General features: G+C 61.2%; 15 protein-coding genes. 5 read left to right on the top strand and 10 right to left on the bottom strand.

Features of this window, described 5'->3' with window-relative positions:
- Nucleotides 1–49: 49 nt before the first annotated feature.
- From AB1J88_RS23570 to AB1J88_RS23540, 7 genes are all read right to left on the bottom strand, one after another.
- Complete coding sequence (locus tag AB1J88_RS23570) at nt 50–1,198, bottom strand: iron-containing alcohol dehydrogenase (RefSeq protein WP_430292092.1); 1,149 nt, start codon at nt 1,196–1,198, stop codon at nt 50–52.
- Between the two features lie 233 nt (nt 1,199–1,431).
- On the bottom strand, nt 1,432–2,256 hold the full coding sequence (locus tag AB1J88_RS23565) for an ABC transporter permease (protein ID WP_041070101.1): 825 nt from the start codon (nt 2,254–2,256) through the stop codon (nt 1,432–1,434).
- A gap of 12 nt (nt 2,257–2,268) precedes the next feature.
- A complete protein-coding gene (locus tag AB1J88_RS23560) occupies nt 2,269–3,516 on the bottom strand; it encodes an ABC transporter permease (protein WP_098965898.1) in 1,248 nt (415 codons plus the stop codon).
- Nucleotides 3,517–3,774: 258 nt separating this feature from the next.
- Nucleotides 3,775–4,818 (bottom strand): ABC transporter substrate-binding protein, encoded by a 1,044-nt coding sequence (locus AB1J88_RS23555; protein ID WP_041070096.1) that lies wholly within the window; start codon nt 4,816–4,818, stop codon nt 3,775–3,777.
- Nucleotides 4,819–4,866: 48 nt separating this feature from the next.
- Complete coding sequence (locus tag AB1J88_RS23550; protein ID WP_007966453.1) at nt 4,867–5,991, bottom strand: ABC transporter ATP-binding protein; 1,125 nt, start codon at nt 5,989–5,991, stop codon at nt 4,867–4,869.
- A gap of 331 nt (nt 5,992–6,322) precedes the next feature.
- A complete protein-coding gene (locus AB1J88_RS23545) occupies nt 6,323–6,952 on the bottom strand; it encodes a response regulator (RefSeq protein WP_003228820.1) in 630 nt (209 codons plus the stop codon).
- A gap of 85 nt (nt 6,953–7,037) precedes the next feature.
- Nucleotides 7,038–9,434: a PAS domain-containing sensor histidine kinase gene (locus AB1J88_RS23540; protein WP_430292091.1), complete on the bottom strand. Its 2,397-nt coding sequence runs from the start codon at nt 9,432–9,434 to the stop codon at nt 7,038–7,040.
- Nucleotides 9,435–9,508: 74 nt separating this feature from the next.
- On the opposite strand from AB1J88_RS23540, the gene AB1J88_RS23535 reads away from it, so the two are divergent.
- The gene (locus tag AB1J88_RS23535; protein ID WP_041070089.1) at nt 9,509–10,498 is read left to right on the top strand and encodes an alpha/beta hydrolase family protein; all 990 of its coding nucleotides are present in this window, start codon (nt 9,509–9,511) and stop codon (nt 10,496–10,498) included.
- Nucleotides 10,499–10,599: 101 nt separating this feature from the next.
- On the opposite strand, the gene AB1J88_RS23530 is transcribed toward AB1J88_RS23535, so the two are convergent.
- The 3 genes from AB1J88_RS23530 to AB1J88_RS23520 are packed head-to-tail and all read right to left on the bottom strand — an operon-like array spanning nt 10,600 to nt 13,056.
- Nucleotides 10,600–11,367, bottom strand: coding sequence for a TerB family tellurite resistance protein (locus tag AB1J88_RS23530; protein WP_041070087.1), 768 nt, complete (start codon nt 11,365–11,367; stop codon nt 10,600–10,602).
- Nucleotide 11,368: 1 nt separating this feature from the next.
- On the bottom strand, nt 11,369–12,040 hold the full coding sequence (gene murU / locus AB1J88_RS23525) for an N-acetylmuramate alpha-1-phosphate uridylyltransferase MurU (RefSeq protein ID WP_430289995.1): 672 nt from the start codon (nt 12,038–12,040) through the stop codon (nt 11,369–11,371).
- A complete protein-coding gene (locus tag AB1J88_RS23520; RefSeq protein WP_430289996.1) occupies nt 12,037–13,056 on the bottom strand; it encodes an aminoglycoside phosphotransferase family protein in 1,020 nt (339 codons plus the stop codon). Before AB1J88_RS23520 ends, murU begins: the two co-directional genes overlap by 4 nt.
- Before the next feature lie 130 nt (nt 13,057–13,186).
- On the opposite strand from AB1J88_RS23520, the gene AB1J88_RS23515 reads away from it, so the two are divergent.
- From AB1J88_RS23515 to rsmA, 4 genes are read left to right on the top strand one after another with little or no spacing between them, the layout of a single operon-like run.
- The gene (locus AB1J88_RS23515; protein WP_430292090.1) at nt 13,187–15,961 is read left to right on the top strand and encodes an LPS-assembly protein LptD; all 2,775 of its coding nucleotides are present in this window, start codon (nt 13,187–13,189) and stop codon (nt 15,959–15,961) included.
- Nucleotides 15,942–17,258 (top strand): peptidylprolyl isomerase SurA, encoded by a 1,317-nt coding sequence (gene surA, locus AB1J88_RS23510; protein WP_222018068.1) that lies wholly within the window; start codon nt 15,942–15,944, stop codon nt 17,256–17,258. Before AB1J88_RS23515 ends, surA begins: the two co-directional genes overlap by 20 nt.
- Complete coding sequence (pdxA, locus tag AB1J88_RS23505) at nt 17,255–18,244, top strand: 4-hydroxythreonine-4-phosphate dehydrogenase PdxA (RefSeq protein WP_430289997.1); 990 nt, start codon at nt 17,255–17,257, stop codon at nt 18,242–18,244. Before surA ends, pdxA begins: the two co-directional genes overlap by 4 nt.
- Nucleotides 18,241–19,059, top strand: coding sequence for a 16S rRNA (adenine(1518)-N(6)/adenine(1519)-N(6))-dimethyltransferase RsmA (gene rsmA, locus AB1J88_RS23500; RefSeq protein ID WP_145593498.1), 819 nt, complete (start codon nt 18,241–18,243; stop codon nt 19,057–19,059). Before pdxA ends, rsmA begins: the two co-directional genes overlap by 4 nt.
- Nucleotides 19,060–19,119 lie beyond the last annotated feature (60 nt).

Genomic DNA, 19,119 nt, shown 5'->3' with positions numbered 1-19,119 from the left:
CGCGCATTGTATACCTCAAGTTTCCGTGCGCGCACCGTGACCGCGATGATCAGTACGCCGCTCGGTAGATCTTCTCGATATCAGCAGCGCTGAGCCTGCGCGGGTTGTTGCACATCAAACGCTCGATTCCCGCGGCCTCCACGGCCATGGCCGGGATCGCCTCTTGCGGGACGCCAAAACTGCGCAACCCGGCAGGAATTTCCACTGACACGCACAACTCGGTCATCGCCTGCACGGCTTTGTCCGCCGCCTCGGTTGCGCTCAAATGAGCGGTCTTCACCCCCATGGCTTCGGCGATATCCTGCATGCGCTCGACGCAGGCCATCTTGTTCCAGGTCATGACATACGGCAGCAGCAAGGCGTTACTGACGCCGTGGGCGATGTTGAAACGCCCGCCCAGCGGATACGCCAACGCATGCACCGCGCCGACCCCGGCATTGCCGAACGCCATGCCGGCCATCAGGCTGGCGGTGGCCATGTCTTCCCGGGCCTGCAAATTGCTGCCATTGGCATAGGCCTTGGGCAGGGCTTTGGCAATCAACTTGATAGCGCCGATAGCCAATGAGTCGGTAATGGGCGAGGCATTGACCGACAGATAGGATTCGATCGCATGCACCAGCGCATCAACACCACTGGCGGCGGTGACGCTGCGCGGGCAGGTCAAAGTCATCTGCGGACTGACCAGCGCCACATCCGGCAACAGGTAGTCGCTGACGATGCCTTTCTTCAGTTGCGCGACCTTGTCCGAGAGAATGGCGACGTTGGTCACTTCCGAGCCGGTGCCGGCGGTGGTCGGGATGGCGATCAGCGGCGGGCCTTTGCGCGGCACCTGATCGACACCGAACAGGTCTTCCAGCGCGCCGTGGTATCCAGCATACGCCGCCACGCTTTTGGCGATGTCGATTGCACTGCCGCCACCGAGGCCGATCAAACCGTCATGCCCGCCCTCGCGGTACACGCGCATGCAATCTTCTACGATGGCGATTTCCGGGTCCGGCAGCACCCGATCAAAAATCTCGTACTCGCGCCCGCCCAATTGGCACAGCGCCAGCTCCACAGTGCCGGACTTGACCAGCGCGGCGTCGGTGACAATCAGCGGGTTGTCGATATCCAGCCGCGTGAGTTCCGCCGCCAGTTGCTCGATGGCCCCGGCGCCGGTGATCAGTTTGTGAGCGATTTTGAACTGGGACAGACTCATTGTGCGCAGCCTCTTATAGATGTGGGAGCTGAGCACAAGCGTAGCTGGGGAAACCGGGTTGTCTGCCATTCACCCCATGAATGACAACCACACATAGATTTTCTGTACGCACGAACATTCCTATGTAGAAGCTGCCGAAGGCTGCGATCTTTTGATTTTGATCTTAAAAAGCCAGATCAAAAGATCGTCCGATCGCGGCCCGAGCCTTCGGCAGCTCCTACAGGGGATCAGCGTCAGACCTGGGCGGTACGCAGTTTCTCGCTACGGCCACGCAACCATTCAAGGGTCAGCAACAGGATGACGGAGAAGGCGATCAGCAGTGTTGCCGCCGCCGCAATCGTCGGGCTGAGGTTCTCGCGAATCCCACTGAACATCTGCCGGGGCAGCGTCGCTTGCTCGGGGCCGGCGAGGAACAGCGTCACCACCACTTCATCGAACGAAGTGGCAAAGGCAAACAGCGCCCCGGAAATCACCCCCGGCGCAATTAACGGCAGAGTCACCCGACGGAACGTGGTCAATGGCGAAGCCCCTAGGCTCGCCGCCGCCCGCACCAGATTGTGGTTGAAACCCTGCAACGTCGCCGACACGGTGATGATCACGAACGGCACGCCGAGCACCGCGTGCACCACGATCAGCGAGAAGAAGCTGTTACCCAGCCCCAGCGGCGCGAAGAACAGATAACTCGCCACACCAATGATCACCACCGGCACCACCATCGGCGAAATCACCAGCGCCATCACCAGCGCCTTGCCGGGGAAATCGCCGCGGGTCAGGCCGATCGCGGCCAGTGTGCCGAAAACCATCGCCAGCACGGTCGCGGCGGGAGCGACGATGATGCTGTTCTTCAACGAACGCATCCATTCCGCCGAGGCGAAGAAGTCCTGATACCAGTGCAGCGAAAAGCCTTGCAGCGGATACACCAGGAAACTGCCCGAGTTGAACGACAGCGGCACGATGACCAGCACCGGCAGAATCAGGAACAGCAGGATCAGGCCGCAGAGGATCCGCAAGCTGTAGAACCACACCCGTTCAATGGGCGACATATAAGGACTCAGCATTTCAAATTCCCCTTAGCTCAGGCGCAGGCGACTGGCGCCCACCAGCCAGCTGTAGATCAGATAAAGCACCACGGTCGCCAGCAGCAACAAGCCGCCCAGCGCAGTGGCCATGCCCCAGTTGATGCTGGTGTTGGTGTAGAACGCGACGAAGTAGCTGACCATCTGATCGTTCGGACTGCCGAGCAGCGCCGGGGTGATGTAGTAGCCGATGGCGAGGATGAACACCAACAGACACCCGGCACCGACACCGGCATAGGTCTGCGGGAAATACACCCGCCAGAAACTGGCAAACGGGTGGCAGCCCAGCGAAATCGCAGCACGCATGTAGGTCGGCGAGATGCCTTTCATCACGCTGTAGATCGGCAGGATCATGAACGGCAGCAGAATGTGCACCATCGAGATGTAGACCCCGGTGCGGTTGAACACCAGCTCCAGCGGTTTATCGATGATGCCCATGGCCATCAGCGCGCTGTTGATCAGCCCGCCCGACTGCAGCAACACGATCCACGCCGCGACCCGCACCAGAATCGAGGTCCAGAACGGCAGCAACACCAGAATCATCAGCAGGTTGCTCTGCCGCGATGGCAAATTGGCCAGCAGGTAAGCCAATGGATATGCGAGGAACAGGCAGATCACGGTGATGATCAGGCCCATCCAGAACGTCCGGGCGAAGATGTCGAGGTAGATCGCCTGATCCGGGGTGGCCGGGGCCAGTTCGCCGAGATCATCGATACGGTGATCGACCGCCGCCAGCAGGTAATACGGGGTGATGCTGCTGGTGTTGCGTTTGACCGCTTGCCAATAGGCCGGATCGCCCCAGCGCTCGTCGAGCGCTTCGAGGGCTTCTTTATAGGAGGCCGGTTCGCTGGCGAAAGGCAGCGCCCGGGCGGTTTTGGTCAGCAGGCTGCGATAGCCGGCCAACTCCATGTTCAAGCGCTTGGACAGATCGCCCAGCGTCTGGTTCTTGCGGGCTTCGGCGAGGTCTTCGCCAGCCGCTTTGTAGACTGGCTCAGCAGGCAGGCCGCGGCCGTCCCAACTGGCGATGGCCGCCACGGTGCGCGGCATGCCGCCGACCACTTCCGGGTTACCGACGCTTTTATAGAGCAGCGCCACGATCGGCACCAGGAACACCAGCAACAGAAACAGCACCAGCGGCGCAATCAACGCCTGGGCCTTCCAGCGGTTGACCCGCTCGGCGCGCTTGAGCTTCTGCTTCAAGGTGGGGCTGGCGCCCTCGTTCAGGGGAACGGCGATGGCCATGACGTACTCCGCAAATCTTTGATCGTTACAGAGGTGGCGAACCACCTCTGTTGTGTTGAAACACCAAAACTCTCAGATGAGTTTTTGTGGCGAGGGGATTTATCCCCGATCGGCTGCGCAGCAGTCGTAAAACCTGAGAATCCGGTTTATCTGACACACCGAGCGGGTATGGCTTCGGGGGCTGCTTCGCAACCCATCGGGGATGAATCCCCTCACCACACAAGCTCCTTCGCCACAAAGTCTTCCTTCAGGTTGTGGTTACTTCGCAGCCCAGGAGTTGAAGCGCTGCTCCAGTTGCTCGCCATTGTCAGCCCAGAAGCTGACGTCGATCTGCACTTGGTTGGCGATGTTTTCCGGAGTGGTCGGCATGTCTTTCAGCACGTCCTTGCTCAGCAGTGGGACTGCCTGAGTGTTGGCCGGGCCGTAAGCGATGTTTTCCGAGTAGGTCTTCTGCTGTTGCGGCTGGACCGAATAGGCGATGAATTTCTTCGCTGCATCGGCGCGGGTCTTGTCCAGACCTTTCGGGATCGCCCAGGCGTCGAAGTCGTAGATGCCGCCGTTCCACACCACTTTCAGGTTGGATTCTTTCTGCACGGCGGCGATGCGACCGTTGTAGGCCGAGCTCATCACCACGTCACCGGAAGCGAGGTACTGCGGCGGCTGGGCGCCGGCTTCCCACCACTGAATGTTCGGTTTGAGCTCATCCAGTTTCTTGAACGCACGATCCTGACCACCCTTGCTCGCCAGTTCTTTGTAGACGTCTTTCGGCGCTACACCGTCGGCCATCAGCGCGAATTCCAGGGTGTACTTGGCGCCTTTGCGCAGGCCGCGTTTGCCCGGGAATTTCTTGGTGTCCCAGAAATCGGCCCAGCTGGTTGGCGCGGTTTTCAGCTTGTCGGCGTTGTACGCGAGTACGGTCGACCAGACGAAGAAGCCCACGCCGCAAGGCTGAATCGCACCTTTGACGTAATCTTCGGTTTTGCCGAACAGCGCCGGGTCGAGTTGTTCGAACATGTCTTCGTCGCAACCACGGGACAGCTCCGGCGATTCAACTTCCACCAGATCCCACGACACACTCTTGGTGTCGACCATGGCTTTGACCTTGGCCATTTCGCCGTTGTACTCGCCGGCCACGATCTTGCCGTTGCCCGCTGCTTCCCACGGTGCGTAGAAGGCTTTGACTTGCGCCGCCTTGTTCGCCCCGCCAAACGACACCACAGTCAAATCGGGACCGGCGGCCATCGCGCTGGCCGCACCCATCAGGCCCAGGGTCAGGGCGGTGAACTTCAGGGATCTCAACATTTATTGTTCTCTCCACGTGCAGGGTTGGTGTTGGTATTGCCGGGGCGATCAATGCGCCTCTAGAAGTGGGTCGAGTGCACGAACGTGCTCGACCTGCCAGCCAAGCGGTACCACGTCGCCGACCGCGAGCGCGGGATCGAGCTCGGCAATCGGCTGTTTCACGAAGAAGTCGGTCTTGCCGCAGACTTCCAGGCGCACCCGGACGTGGTCGCCCAGATAGATGAATTCCGCCACCCTCCCTGAGAAGCGGTTGACGCATTGGTCGCTCGAGCCATTGAGGCTGACGCGCTCCGGGCGGATCGACAGGGTCACCGGCTCGCCGGTCTGGCCGACGTTGACCGCCAGCGCCTCGACCTTCTCGCCCCGACCCAACTCGACCACGCAACGCTCCCCGCTCTGGCTGAGCAGACGGCCGTTGAGGCGGTTGTTCTCGCCGATGAAGTTGGCGACGAAGGTGTTTTTCGGTTCTTCGTAGAGAGTGCGCGGCGGCGCGATCTGCTGGATTTCGCCCTGATGGAACACGGCGACGCGGTCGGACATGGTCAGCGCTTCACCCTGGTCGTGGGTCACGTAGACCACCGTCACGCCGAGGCGCTGGTGCAGGTGCTTGATCTCCATCTGCATGTGTTCGCGCAATTGCTTGTCGAGCGCGCCCAGCGGTTCGTCCATCAGCACCAGTTGCGGTTCGAACACCAGCGCCCGGGCCAACGCTACACGCTGCTGCTGACCGCCGGAGAGTTGCGCCGGATAACGTGAGGCGAACGCGTCGAGCTGGACCATGCTCAGGACTTTCTTGACCTTGTCGCTGACGTCGCTCTTGTTCAGGCCGCGCACGGTCAGCGGGAAGGCCAGGTTCTCGGCCACAGTCATGTGCGGGAACAGCGCGTAGTTCTGAAACACCATGCCGATGTCGCGCTTGTGCGGCGGCACGTTGTTGATTGCCCGGCCGGCCAGGAGGATTTCGCCGGCGGTCGGGGTTTCGAACCCGGCGAGCATCATCAGGCTGGTGGTCTTGCCCGAGCCGGACGGCCCGAGCAGGGTCAGGAACTCGCCTTTGCGAATGTCCAGGTTGAGGTCTTTGACGATCAGGTTCTCGCCGTCGTAGCTCTTCTGCACTCCACGAAAGCTGACCAGCACGTCACTGGCCCCTGCGTTTGAATCGACCTGGCTCATACCCACACCTTTGTTATTGGTAACTGCTGTGGATTAAGCCTAGTGGCTGGCGCCAGCCGCGCAAATCGGGGCGCAGGAGAGAATCGCCTCAGCGGGATGGAAGGTTGGGGGTAGGGATTGCCCTACAAGGATGGCGCGTTTTGGCAAGCGAGCGACGAGCGCCATGCTGCGAGCCGCAAGAACAAACAAAAGCGCGTGTCGCTGATGGATATGCCCACACGGTTCTAACTGTAGGAGCTGCCGAAGGCTGCGATCTTTTGATCTTGATCTTATGAAAACAAGATCAAAAGATCGCAGCCTTCGGCAGCTCCTACACACGGGATCAATGTGCTTAGAGGAGTTTGTGTTCCATCGCATACTTCACCAGTTCGGCCAGCGAGGTGATGTTGAGCTTCTGCATCAGCCGCGCCTTGTGTGTGCTGATGGTCTTGCTGCTCAGCGCCAGTTGCTGGGCGATGTCATTGACGTTGGCGCCCTGGGCCAGGCGTTCGAACACCGAAAATTCGCGCTCGGACAGCAGCGAATGCAACGGTCGCGTGTCAGTCAGGCCGACCTCGAAGACCATCCGGTCGGCCAGCTCCGGGTCTATGTAGCGCCCACCCGCCGCCACCTTGCGAATCGCCGTCAGCAGCAACGCCGGATCACTGTCTTTGGTCGCATAGCCAGCAGCGCCGACCTTCAGCGCGCGGGCGGCCATTTGCGCTTCATCGTGCATCGACAGCACCAGAATCGCCGGTGGATTGTTCAACGCGCGAATCCGCGGGATCGCCTCCAGGCCGTTGACGCCAGGCATAGAGATGTCCAGCAGCACCACCTCGCACGGCACACTGCGCAGGGTTTCGAGCAACTGCTCGCCATTGCTCGCCTCCCCCACCACTTGCAGGTCCTTGGCCAGACCGATCAATTGCTTGATGCCTTCCCGGACGATGGTGTGGTCTTCGGCTACCAGTACACGGATCAAATTTTTTCTCCAGATTTCAGGTACACACCAAACCCTGTGGGAGCGAGCCTGCTCGCGATAGCGTCAGCTCAAACACCACAAACCTTCAAACCTCACTCACCGGCACCCACACCTTCAGACTGGTGCCCTCGCCCGGCTCACTCTCAAGCACCAACCGCCCGCCCATGATCAACACCCGCTCGCGCATGCCGACCAGGCCAAAGGATGTCGGCCGCTGCGCCGTCGCGACAAAGCCTGCGCCATCGTCGCTGACCGTCAGACACAACTCGTCGCCTTTCAGCGCCAGCGTCAGCTCCACAGTATGCGCTTGGGCGTGGCGCATCACATTGGTCAGCGCCTCCTGCAGGATGCGGAACAGCCCGATCGCCTTGGCGTCGCTGAGCACCGGCAGATTGTCCGGCACCTGCACCAGACATGGAATCTGCGTGCGCGCCTCGAATCGCCGCGCCTGCCACTCGATCGCCGAGGCGATCCCGGCATCGAGGATCGGCGGGCGCAGCGCCGTCGCCACATCGCGCACCAGCTGGAACAACTGGGCGATCAGGCGTTTCATGCTGTTCAACCGTTCGTGCAGGCCCGGATCGAGTTGCGCGTAGGCCAGCTCGCACATCGAGGTTTCCAGTTTCAGCACCGTGAGCATCTGCCCCAGCTCATCGTGCACTTCGCGGGCGATGCGTGCCTTCTCTTCTTCACGCACGCTTTCCAGGTGCGCCGACAGCTCACGCAGCTGCTCGCGGGACGCCGCCAGTTCCAGTTCGATGCGCTTGCTTTCGCTGATGTCCCAGACGATGCCATCCCAGACATAGGCGCCATCCTCCAGCTGGCGGGTGATTGCCTTGATCTCGGCCCAGCGCTGTTCACCCTGGCGGGTGAGGATGCGGCCCTGCCACGACCAGTCACTGTCGGTGTCCAGTGCCTGATCCTGGGTCTGGTGGTAACTGGCCTTGTCGTCCGGGTGCACCAGGCTGCGCAAGCCCATGTCGCGGTGAGCGATGGCGGCCGGCGCGTAGCCGACCAGACTCTCACTGCCCTCGCTGATGTAGGCGAAATCGATCTGCCCGGTCACTGGCGCCCGCTCCAGGCGAAACACCAGCCCCGGTACGTTGGCGGCGATGCCTTGCAGGCGCGCTTCACTTTCCTGTAACGCGGCCAGCGCGCGGCGACGCTCGGTGACGTCGGTGAGATAAACCACCAGATACTCGCTGTCGCGAAAGCGCAGAAAACTCAGCGAAACGTCCGCCGGCAGGACGCTGCCATCGGCGCGCACGCAGCTGGTTTCAAAGCTCAGCGGTCCTTCTTCACTGGCCCGCGCGCGTTTCCACAGGTTGAGCCAGCGGTCCATGTGCAGACCGGGTTCGAAATCGATCAGCGGCCGTTCGATCAACGCGCCCTGTGGATAACCGAGCATGCTTTCCGCCGCGCGGTTGGCGTAACGCACATGGCTGTCCCAGTTGACCCAAAGAATGCCGACAGTACTTTGATCGATGGAAAACTGGGTCAGGCGTAAGGCTTCTTCGCTGGCCGCGCGCAGGGCGATGTCTTCCCGGGCGGCCAGCAGGCGGTGTTCGAGACTGTGTTGCTGGCGTCGTTGCCAGACCACAATGGCCACACAACTGAGCAACAACACCGCAAACAGCAAACTGAGGTTCTGCCAGAACCCCCGCGACTCCGACAGACGCGGGTATTTGGGTTGCAGCCATTGCGTGTGCAGGCGTTCCAGATCCTTCGCAGGAATCGCCCGCAGAGCACTTTCAACAATGCCGGCCAACGCCGGCCAGTCGCGCCGTGTGGCAATCCGCAACAGCTGCGGCAAGCCGATATCGCCGACCACCACCAACCCGGCGAACTCAGGTTCGGCAGACAACCGTCCGAGTTGCGCTTCATCCACCACGGCGTAGGACGCCTGCTGGGTCAACAGCAGTTGCAGCGCCTGACGCTCCAGCGGCACGCCTTGCAGATTCAGATGGGGATAGGTGCTGCGCAAATAGTCTGCCGTCACGCTGGGCATGCGCACGGCGACGCGCGACAGGCTGTCGAGTTTTTCCAGCTCGACCACGCCGCCGCTCTTCTGGTCGCTGACCACCAGTTGCGGCACCCGCATGTAGGGATCGGAAAACTGCCACAGACGCAGTGCACCCGGGGTCTGGGTCAGGCCCGGGGCGATGTCGATTTCGCCGTCGCGGGCGGCCTCCTCCAGTTGCGCCAGATCCTGAAAATTGCGCCAGCTCAACTCGACGTTCAAGGTCTTGGCCAGTGACTTCATCAATTCGACATTGGCCCCGGACAAGCGCTGCAGACGTCGGTCGTATTGCGCGTACGGCGCCTGCAGCACCAGGCCCACACGCAACTCACGGTGCTGCGCCAGCCATTGCTGCTCGGCGGGCGTCAACAGCGCTGCATGCGCCGCCGGCGCAGACGCCGCCCAGCCCATCAAGGGAAAACACAACCCGCCGATAACCCACAGGCAGCAAAAACGCATCATTGAAGTCTCGTACACTGACAAATTCTGACCAACCCATTAGGCTGCCGGGATACTTTTCTGGCCTGGAATAACCGATGCCCTCTGTCTATCGCCTGGCAATGCCAGCATTGTGCCTGTCGCTGATCCTGCCTTGTGCGTTTTCCGTCGAAGCCGCCGATCCGGCGCCCGCCTCCTCCGTCGAGCAACCGGCCGCCGAAAAACCCGCCGAACGCCAGCCACTGCTTGAGCGTAGTCAGGAAGAAGCCGCAGCACTCGAACGCAAAGTCCCGGCACAAGAACAGCAGCAACTGCAGGCCGGCGCCGACACTTTCCTCGCCCTGTGGAAACCGGCCAACACTGCCGAACCCAAAGGTGCAGTGATTATTGTCCCTGGCGCCGGCGAAACCGCTGACTGGCCGCAAGTAATCGGCCCGCTGCGCAACAAATTGCCCGACGTCGAGTGGAGCAGCCTGAGTATCACCCTGCCGGATCTGCAAAGCGATGTCATCGCTCCACGCGTGATTGCGCCCGCCGCCGCGCCGAAAGCCGCGGAAAGTGGCAGCAAGGATGCCACCACCGCGCAACCGATCGAACAGGCCGCGGGCGGCGAAGCGGACGTGGCGGATCAGGTCGTGGCCGAAACGACTGAAGAACAATCCAAGGCGGATGCCGAGCGAATCTTTGCGCGGATCGACGCGGCCATTGCCTACGCCGAGCAACAAAGCGCACGCCGGGTCGTGGTCCTCGGTCACGGCACAGGTGCCTACTGGGCCGCACGCTTCCTCAGCGAGCGGCAGACTGCTCAAGTCGAGAAACTGCTGATGGTCGATGCGCAAACGCCGAGCAAGGCCAAGCCACAATTGGCCGAGCTGACGCCGACCCTGAAGTTGCCGACGGCGGATATTTTCTACATGGACAAGGCGCTGGATCGCAACGCGGCACTGGAGCGCATGCAGGCCAGCAAGCGCCTGAAGACTTCGGCGTTCAGCCAGGTGGCGCTCAAGGCGTTGCCGGATAAAAAGGCTGAGCAGGAACAGCTGTTTCGGCGGGTGCGTGGCTGGTTGAACCCGCAGAAGACTGACTGATAGAAACAAAAGCAAAAGATCGCAGCCTGCGGCAGCTCCTACCTCGGAATGCCTTTCCTGTAGGAGCTGCCGCAGGCTGCGATCTTTTGCTCTTTTGATCGCTAGCGAAAATCCCGCCGCGCCCGAATCAGGGTAAACGCGTTGTGCAGCTCACGGGTTTTCTCGGTCGCCTCGCGCACCTGCTCAGGCGTCGCTCCGCTGCCGGCGATCTTGTCCGGGTGATGACGACTGAGCAGCCGTCGATAGGCGCGCTTGATCTGTGCCGGCTCGCTGGTCGCCGACACGCCGAGCAGGCGCATCGCTTCCTGATAACTCACCGCCGCACTGACAATCGGCCGTTTATTGGGCTCGTAATCATTGGCCAGCGCCTGGATCTGGTGCGTCGTCCAGCCCAGCCACTTGCCCCACTGCGCCAATAATTCGCGCTCACTGACGCCCGCACGACCGTCGGCCCAGACCATCCGCCAGCAGGCGCGCAACACACCTTCGGCGGCATGCGGCTGAGCACTCAGGCGCCGCAGATAACCGCGCAGGCGGTCGCCACCGGACTTTCCACGATTGAACGCCGCAATCGCCCGCCGCCGCGCCGGCTCGCTCATTTCCAGCGCGTTCATTTCATTGCGCGCCTGCTGGATATGGCCGTCCGTCACCCGTCCGTCACTCTTGGCCAGACGCCCGAGCAACACGAACAACAATTCGTCGTTGCGCAACATCGGCCGTCCGCCGAGCTTTTCCCGCAGATGCCCCCAGCTCTGCAAGTGCAGGCGCCGATCCAGCGCCTGCCCCAACAATGCCCCAAGCATGGCCCCCGGAATGCTGGCGATCGCAAAACCCGCTCCGGCTCCAATCAGAGTCCCTGGCCACAACATATCAACGACTCGCTTCTATCAATGCTTCGGCTTCGGCCAGACGCTCATGCGTGCCGACATCCACCCAATGGCCTTTCAGACGTTCACCGCTGACCTGCCCGTCTGCCATGGCTTTGCGCAGCAACGGTGCAAGCTTGAAGGCCCCTTGCGTGCAGCCATCGAACAACTGCGGATGCAGGACGGCGATGCCGCTGTAGGTCAGGGTTGCCGCGTCCGGTTGGCCATCGATCACCTGACCGTCGGTCAAGATGAAATCGCCTTGCGGGTGGTGGGCCGGGTTGTCCGCCAGCACCAGATGCGCCAGACCGTTGATCGGTTGGTGCAGTACGCTGAAGTCGTAGTCGGTCCAGATATCGCCGTTGACCACCAAAAAGGCGTCGTCACCGAGCAACGGCAAAGCACGGAAAATCCCGCCGCCGGTTTCCAGCGGCTCGCCTTCCGGCGAGTACTGGATGCTCACGCCAAACTGCGAACCATCGCTCAGGTAATCCTCGATCTGCTGACCGAGCCAGGCATGGTTGATCACGATTTCACTGAAACCAGCCGCCGCCAGCGCCCGCAGGTGGTATTCGATCAATGGCACGCCGCCGGCACGCACCAGCGGCTTGGGTGTGGTCAGGGTCAGCGGGCGCATGCGCTCGCCCTTGCCTGCCGCCAGAATCATCGCCTTCATGCGGCCACTCCACCACGCAGACTGGCGAGCAAAGCCTGCAGATCCGCCAGTTCAGGACGACGCGCAAGCACCGCTTCTATATAGGCGAAGAAACGCGGCACGTCGGCCAGGTAGCGCGGCTTGCCATCGCGATGGCAGATGCGGGCGAAGATGCCGATGACTTTCAGGTGGCGTTGTACGCCCATCAGGTCGCTGGCACGCAGGAAGTCTTCGAAGTCAGCTTGCACCGGAATGTCCAGCGCCGAGGCTTGCTGCCAGTAACTTTCCAGCCAGCCGCGCACGCGCTCTTCAGGCCAGCTGAGGAAGGCGTCCTTGAACAGGCAGGTGACGTCGTAGGTGACCGGGCCATACACCGCATCCTGAAAGTCCAGCACACCGGGATTCGGCTCGCTGAGCATCAGGTTGCGCGGCATGTAGTCGCGGTGCACCAGGACTTTCGGCTGGGCCAGGGCGCTGTCGATCAGCAGCTCGCTGACGGACTGCCATTGTTGCTGCTGTGCTGCGTCGAACTCGATGCCGAGCTCGCGTTTCACGTACCACTCGGGGAACAATTCCAGCTCACGGCGCAGCAGCGCGACGTCGTAGCTCGGCAGTGGTGCGATCATCGGCAATTGCTGAAAAGCCAACAGCGCCTGCAGGGCATCGCTGAACAAGGCGTCGGCATTTTCGCCGTCGATTACGTCGAGATAGGTCTTGTTGCCCAGGTCATTGAGCAAAAGAAAACCGCGTTCGAGGTCTTCTGCATAAATTTTCGGCACGTTAATTCCGGATTTCGCCAGCAAAAAGGCGATATCCACGAACGGTTTGCAGTTTTCCTGGGGCGGTGGCGCGTCCATCACGACGAAACTGCGGCCCGCGCCTTCCCAGCGGAAATACCGGCGGAAACTCGCGTCGCTGCTGGCCGCGGTCAACGTGGCCGGGGGCACGGCGCCCCAGCCTTGATCTGCAAACAGGATTGCCAACTGCTCATCGAGCCAAACTTTCAGGTGTTGCAAGCGTACATCTTGGTCAGGCATTGCAAGGGTCTCCGACGGCGCTAGCCGTCAAGCGGGTCATGCTTTATTATCCAGCATCTTTTTCAGACCATCGAGAGGCGTGCGGCCCACACCGCGGGCAGATGGCACGCAGGAAGCCCGGACTAATAAGATGGCATTGAAATCCCCCGCGTTTCGTAAAAAATTTCCGTTGTTGGTAACCGGCAGTCTGCTGGCTATGCAACCTCTGGCCAGTCAATTCGTTGTTGCCGCCGAGCAGTATGACTGCGCCGTCTCGGCAACGGGTGGCTGGGCGTGTGCGCCCAAGACGCCGGCAGCTGCATTGCCGCCGCGTCCGGTGCATGACGGCAGCGCCGTCAGCGCCGCTGGCGAAGCCCCGGCCCAGAACGGTTCGACTGCCGACACCGGCGTCAAGCCTGTGCTGGTCACCGAAGCCAAGGGCCGCGGCCTGAAATCCCGTAGCGAAGACTACAGTCACCTCGACTGGGTTCCGCGCGAGAAGCTCACCGCCGCCCAATTGGCCGAGACCGGTCCTTACTGCTCTGGTTCCTATATCGAACCGATTCGTCCTGGCATGAATGACAAGACGAATAAAAGTGACGCACCGACCTTTATCGGCGCCAAAGCCTCGCGCTACAACACCGAAGATCAGGTGGGTACGCTGGCCGGCGACGTGGTCCTGCGTCAGGGCAGCATGCAGGTCGAGTCCGACGAGGCCAGCCTGTATCAGGCCGAGAGCCGCGCCGAACTCAATGGCGACGTACGCATTCGCGACAACGGTGCACTGATCGTCGGCGACCACGCCGATGTACAGCTCGACACCGGTGAAGCCAAGGTCGACAACGCCGAATACGTGATGCACAAATCGCGCATCCGCGGTAACGCGCTATACGCCAAGCGTGCCGAGAACGCGATCATCCGCTTGAAGGACGGCACGTACACCACGTGCGAACCGAACAGCAACGCCTGGCAGCTCAAGGGCAACAACATCACCCTGAACCCGGCCACCGGCTTCGGTACCGCGACCAACGTGACGCTGCGGGTCAAGGACATTCCTATCCTGTACACGCCGTACATCTACTTCCCGATCGACGACCGTCGCCAATCGGGTTTCCTGCCGCCGACCATCGGCACCGGCAGCGACACTGGCTTCATGCTGGTCACCCCGTACTACTTCAACCTGGCGCCGAACTACGATGCCACGTTGTACCCGCGCTACATGAGCAAGCGCGGCATGCTGGTCGAAGGCGAGTTCCGTTACCTGACCAAGTCCAGCGAAGGCCAGTTCGGTGCGGCGTATCTGAACGACGAAGATACCGATCGCAGCAAGCAGACCGACTACGAAAAAAATCGCTACATGTACAACTGGCAGCACAAGGGTGGTCTCGACTCCCGAGTGATGACTCAGGTTGACTACACCAAGATCAGCGATCCGTACTACTTCCAGGACCTGAGCACCGATCAGATCGGTGTGAAGAGCGCTGACTATGTGAACCAGCAGGGATCGGTGACCTACCGCGGTGACAGCTACACCGCACGCCTGAATGCTCAGCAGTACCAATTGGCTACTGTTTCGAACATTACGCCGTACGGCCGTCTGCCGCAGATCACCTTCAATGGTCAGTTGCCGTATCACCCGGAAGGTTTGAATTTCGATTACGAGACCGAGCTTGTGCGGTTTGATCGTGATCTGAAAACAGGAAGCTTTACGGATGAAGACGGCAACGTCTCGCCACGCCTCGATACCAACGTACAGGGTCTGGCGCGCGCCAATGGCGACCGTCTGAATCTGAAACCAGGCGTCAGCCTGCCGATGAACTGGACCTATGGTTTCCTGAAACCATCGCTCAAGTACCAGTACACCCAGTACGACCTTGATCTGGATCAGCGAGGGAAAGACACCCTGCTGGCCGGCGAAAACTATAGTCGTAATCAGAGCCGTGGCGTACCGATCGCCAGCGTCGACAGCGGCCTGTACTTCGACCGCAACACGTCGTACTTCGGCAAGAACTATCGCCAGACCCTGGAACCGCGCCTGTTCTACCTGTATGTACCCAAGGTTGATCAGGAAGACATTCCGGTATTCGACACCAGCGAATACACCTTCAACTACGCTTCGCTGTTCCGTGACAACCGCTTCTCCGGTGCCGACCGTGTCGGTGACGAGAACAAACTGTCGCTGGGCGTGACCAGCCGCTGGATCGAAGACGATGGATTCGAGCGTCAGCGCATCAGCGTCGGTCAGGCTTACTACTTCAAGGATCGTGAAGTCCAACTGCCAGGCATCGCGTTCAAGGATCGCAAGGATGCCCAGTCCGACGTGTCGCCATACGCGCTGGAATACGAATACCGCTGGAACCGCGATTGGCGCACCACGGCCGATTACAACTGGGACCCGGACAGCCGCAGCCCACGCTCCGGCAGCGCGATGTTCCACTACCAGCCAGAAGACAACCCGAACAAGGTGGTCAACGTCGGTTATCGCTATCGCAACGACCAGGTTCGTTACGATCAGACCACCGGCAAATGGTCGGTGGGTGGTGGCGACTACGGCACCCCGGGGCAGCCTGGCTACGTGAAGGACTACTACAAGATCCAGCAGCATGACTTCTCGGTCATCTGGCCGATCGTTCCGCAGTGGAGCGCGATCAGCCGCTGGCAGTACGACTACAACCGCAACCGTACGCTGGAAGCCTTTGGTGGTTTCGAGTACGACAACTGCTGCTGGAAACTGCGCCTGATCAACCGTTACTGGGTTTCCTACGACGAATTCAGTCAGGAAGCTCCGCAAAACGAAAAAGGCGACCACGGCGTCTTCCTCCAAATTGTTCTGAAGGGACTCGGCGGCCTGACTGGCGCCAAGGTAGAGAGCTTCCTCGACAAAGGCATCCAAGGTTATCGTCAACGTGAAGACCAAGCTTTCTGATTCTCTGCGCCCGCTGTTGCTGGGCGCGCTGTTCCTGGGTACTGCGGCCAACGCCGCAGTACAGTCCATCGATAAAGTGGTTGCGATCGTTGATAACGACGTGGTCATGCAGAGCCAGCTGGACCAGCGTGTCCATGAAGTTCAGCAGACCATCGCCAAGCGTGGCGGCGGCATGCCGCCGCCGGGCGTGCTGGATCAGCAGGTGCTCGAGCGCTTGATCGTCGAAAACCTGCAACTGCAGATCGGCGAGCGTTCCGGCATCCGCATTACCGACGAAGAGCTGAACCAGGCAGTCGGCACCATCGCCCAACGCAACAACATGACCGTGGATCAATTCCGCGCCGCCCTGGCTCACGACGGTTTGTCCTATGACGACGCCCGTGACCAGATCAAGCGCGAGATGATCATCAGCCGCGTGCGTCAGCGCCGCGTGGCAGAACGCATTCAGGTCTCCGAGCAGGAAGTGAAGAACTTCCTCGCTTCCGACCTGGGCAAGATGCAACTGTCCGAAGAGCTGCACCTGGCCAACATCCTGATCCCGACGCCGGAAAGCGCCAGTTCTGAAGCGATTCAGAGCGCTTACCGTCAGGCCATGGACGTTTACCAGCAACTCAAGCAAGGCGCTGACTTCGGTCAGATGGCCGTTGCCAAATCCGGCAGCGACAACGCCCTGGAAGGCGGCGACATGGGCTGGCGTAAAGCTGCGCAATTGCCACCGCCGTTCGACCGCGAGTTGAGCAGCATGGCGGTGGGCGACATCACTCAGCCTGCCCGCACTCCGGGTGGTTTCATCATTCTCAAGCTGCTGGCCAAACGGGGTGGCGAAACCCAGATGCGTGATGAGGTGCATGTGCGCCACATCCTGGTCAAGCCAAGCCCGATCCGCGACGAAGCCAAGACCAAAGCCCTGGTGCAATCGCTGTACGAGCGCATCCTGGCCGGTGAAGACTTCGCTGAACTGGCGAAGAACTACTCCGAAGACCCGGGCTCGGCGCTCAACGGCGGCGACCTGAACTGGATTGACCCGAACGCACTGGTACCGGAATTCCGCGAAGTGATGGCCAAGACCCCACAAGGTCAGCTGTCCAAGCCGTTCCAGACCCAGTACGGCTGGCACGTGCTGGAAGTCCTTGGCCGCCGCGCCACCGACAGCACCGAATCGGCACGCGAGCAACAGGCAATGAATGTTCTGCGTAACAAAAAATACGATGAAGAGCTGCAAAACTGGCTGCGTCAGATTCGTGAAGAAGCCTACGTAGAAATCAAACTCCCTGGTGCAGACCAGGCAGCGCAGTGAAACCCAAGCGTTTCGCGCTGACACCCGGCGAACCAGCCGGCATCGGTCCCGACCTGTGCCTGCTGCTCGCCTCGCAAGCCCAGCCACATCCCCTGATTGCCATCACCAGCCGCGACCTGCTTACCGAGCGGGCCGCGCAGTTGGGGCTGGCCGTCTCTTTGCTTGAGGTTGCGCCTGACAACTGGCCGGCTGTTCCAGCCCCCGCCGGTAGCCTGTATGTCTGGGATACTCCACTCAGCGCTCCGGTGGTCGCTGGACAACTGAGCAAGGCTAACGCCGCCTTCGTCCTCGAAACCCTGACCCGTGCCGGCAACGGCTGCCTGAACGGCGACTTCGCCGGGATGATCACCGCTCCGGTACACAAGGGCGTGATCAACGAATCCGGTATCCCGTTCTCCGGACACACGGAATTCCTCGCCGACCTGACCCACACCGCCCAAGTGGTGATGATGCTCGCTACTCGCGGTTTGCGCGTGGCCCTGGTCACCACTCACCTGCCCCTGCGCGAGATTGCCGATGCAATCACCCCGGAGCGGCTGGAACGGGTCACGCGAATTCTGCACGCCGACCTGCAAGACAAATTCGGCATCGCCCGGCCACGTATTCTGGTCTGCGGACTCAACCCGCACGCCGGTGAAGGCGGACACCTGGGCCATGAAGAAATCGACATCATCGAACCGACATTGGAGCGCCTGCGCGGCGAGGGCATGGACCTCCGTGGCCCGCTGCCTGCCGACACTCTGTTTACCCCCAAATATCTGGAGCACTGCGACGCAGTGCTGGCGATGTACCACGACCAGGGCCTGCCCGTGCTGAAGTACAAAGGCTTCGGCGCGGCGGTCAACGTGACCCTCGGCCTGCCGATCATCCGCACGTCGGTCGACCACGGCACTGCCCTGGATCTGGCCGGCAGCGGCAAGATCGACACCGGCAGCCTGCAGGTCGCCCTGGAAACCGCCTACCAGATGGCCGAGACCCGTTTATGACCGAGCAATACCAACACAAGGCGCGCAAACGCTTTGGCCAGAACTTCCTGCACGATGCCGGCGTCATCGACCGCATCCTGCGCTCCATCAGCGCCAAGCCTGACGACCGCATGCTGGAAATCGGCCCGGGCCAGGGCGCACTGACCGCCGGCATCCTCAACTCCGGCGCACAACTCGACGTGGTGGAACTGGACAAGGACCTGATCCCGATCCTCAACCAGCAGTTCGCCGGCAAGAGCAACTTCAACCTGCATCAGGGCGATGCGCTGAAGTTCGACTTCAACACCCTCAACGCCGCGCCGAACAGTCTGCGTGTGGTGGGCAACCTGCCTTACAACATTTCCACGCCGCTGATTTTCCATCTGCTGAACAACGCCGGCATCATTCGCGACATGCACTTCATGCTGCAGAAGGAAGTGGTCGAGCGTCTGGCGGCCGGCCCGGGCGGCGGCGACTGGGGGCGTCTGTCGATCATGGTTCAGTACCACTGCCGCGTGGAGCACCTGTTCAACGTCGGCCCGGGCGCGTTCAATCCGCCGCCGAAGGTCGACTCGGCCATCGTCCGTCTGGTGCCGCACGCGGTGCTGCCGCACCCGGCCAAGGATCATCGCCTGCTCGAACGCGTCGTTCGCGAAGCCTTCAACCAGCGTCGCAAGACCCTGCGCAACACCCTCAAGCAATTGATGACCGCTGCCGAGATCGAAGCCGCAGGTGTCGATGGCAGCCTGCGCCCCGAGCAACTGGACCTGGCCGCATTCGTGCGCCTGGCCGACAAGCTCAGCGAACAAGCCCCGCAAACTCCTGTCGCCGACTGACCGGCGATGAACGCTATCGGGCAGGACGCCACTCTGGTTTACTGCCCGATACTTGCCTAG

Origin of the sequence: Pseudomonas sp. S8, assembly GCF_050473925.1 — a bacterium.
Lineage (GTDB): Bacteria > Pseudomonadota > Gammaproteobacteria > Pseudomonadales > Pseudomonadaceae > Aquipseudomonas > Aquipseudomonas parakoreensis.
This window is presented reverse-complemented; position numbering and strand designations above follow the sequence as displayed.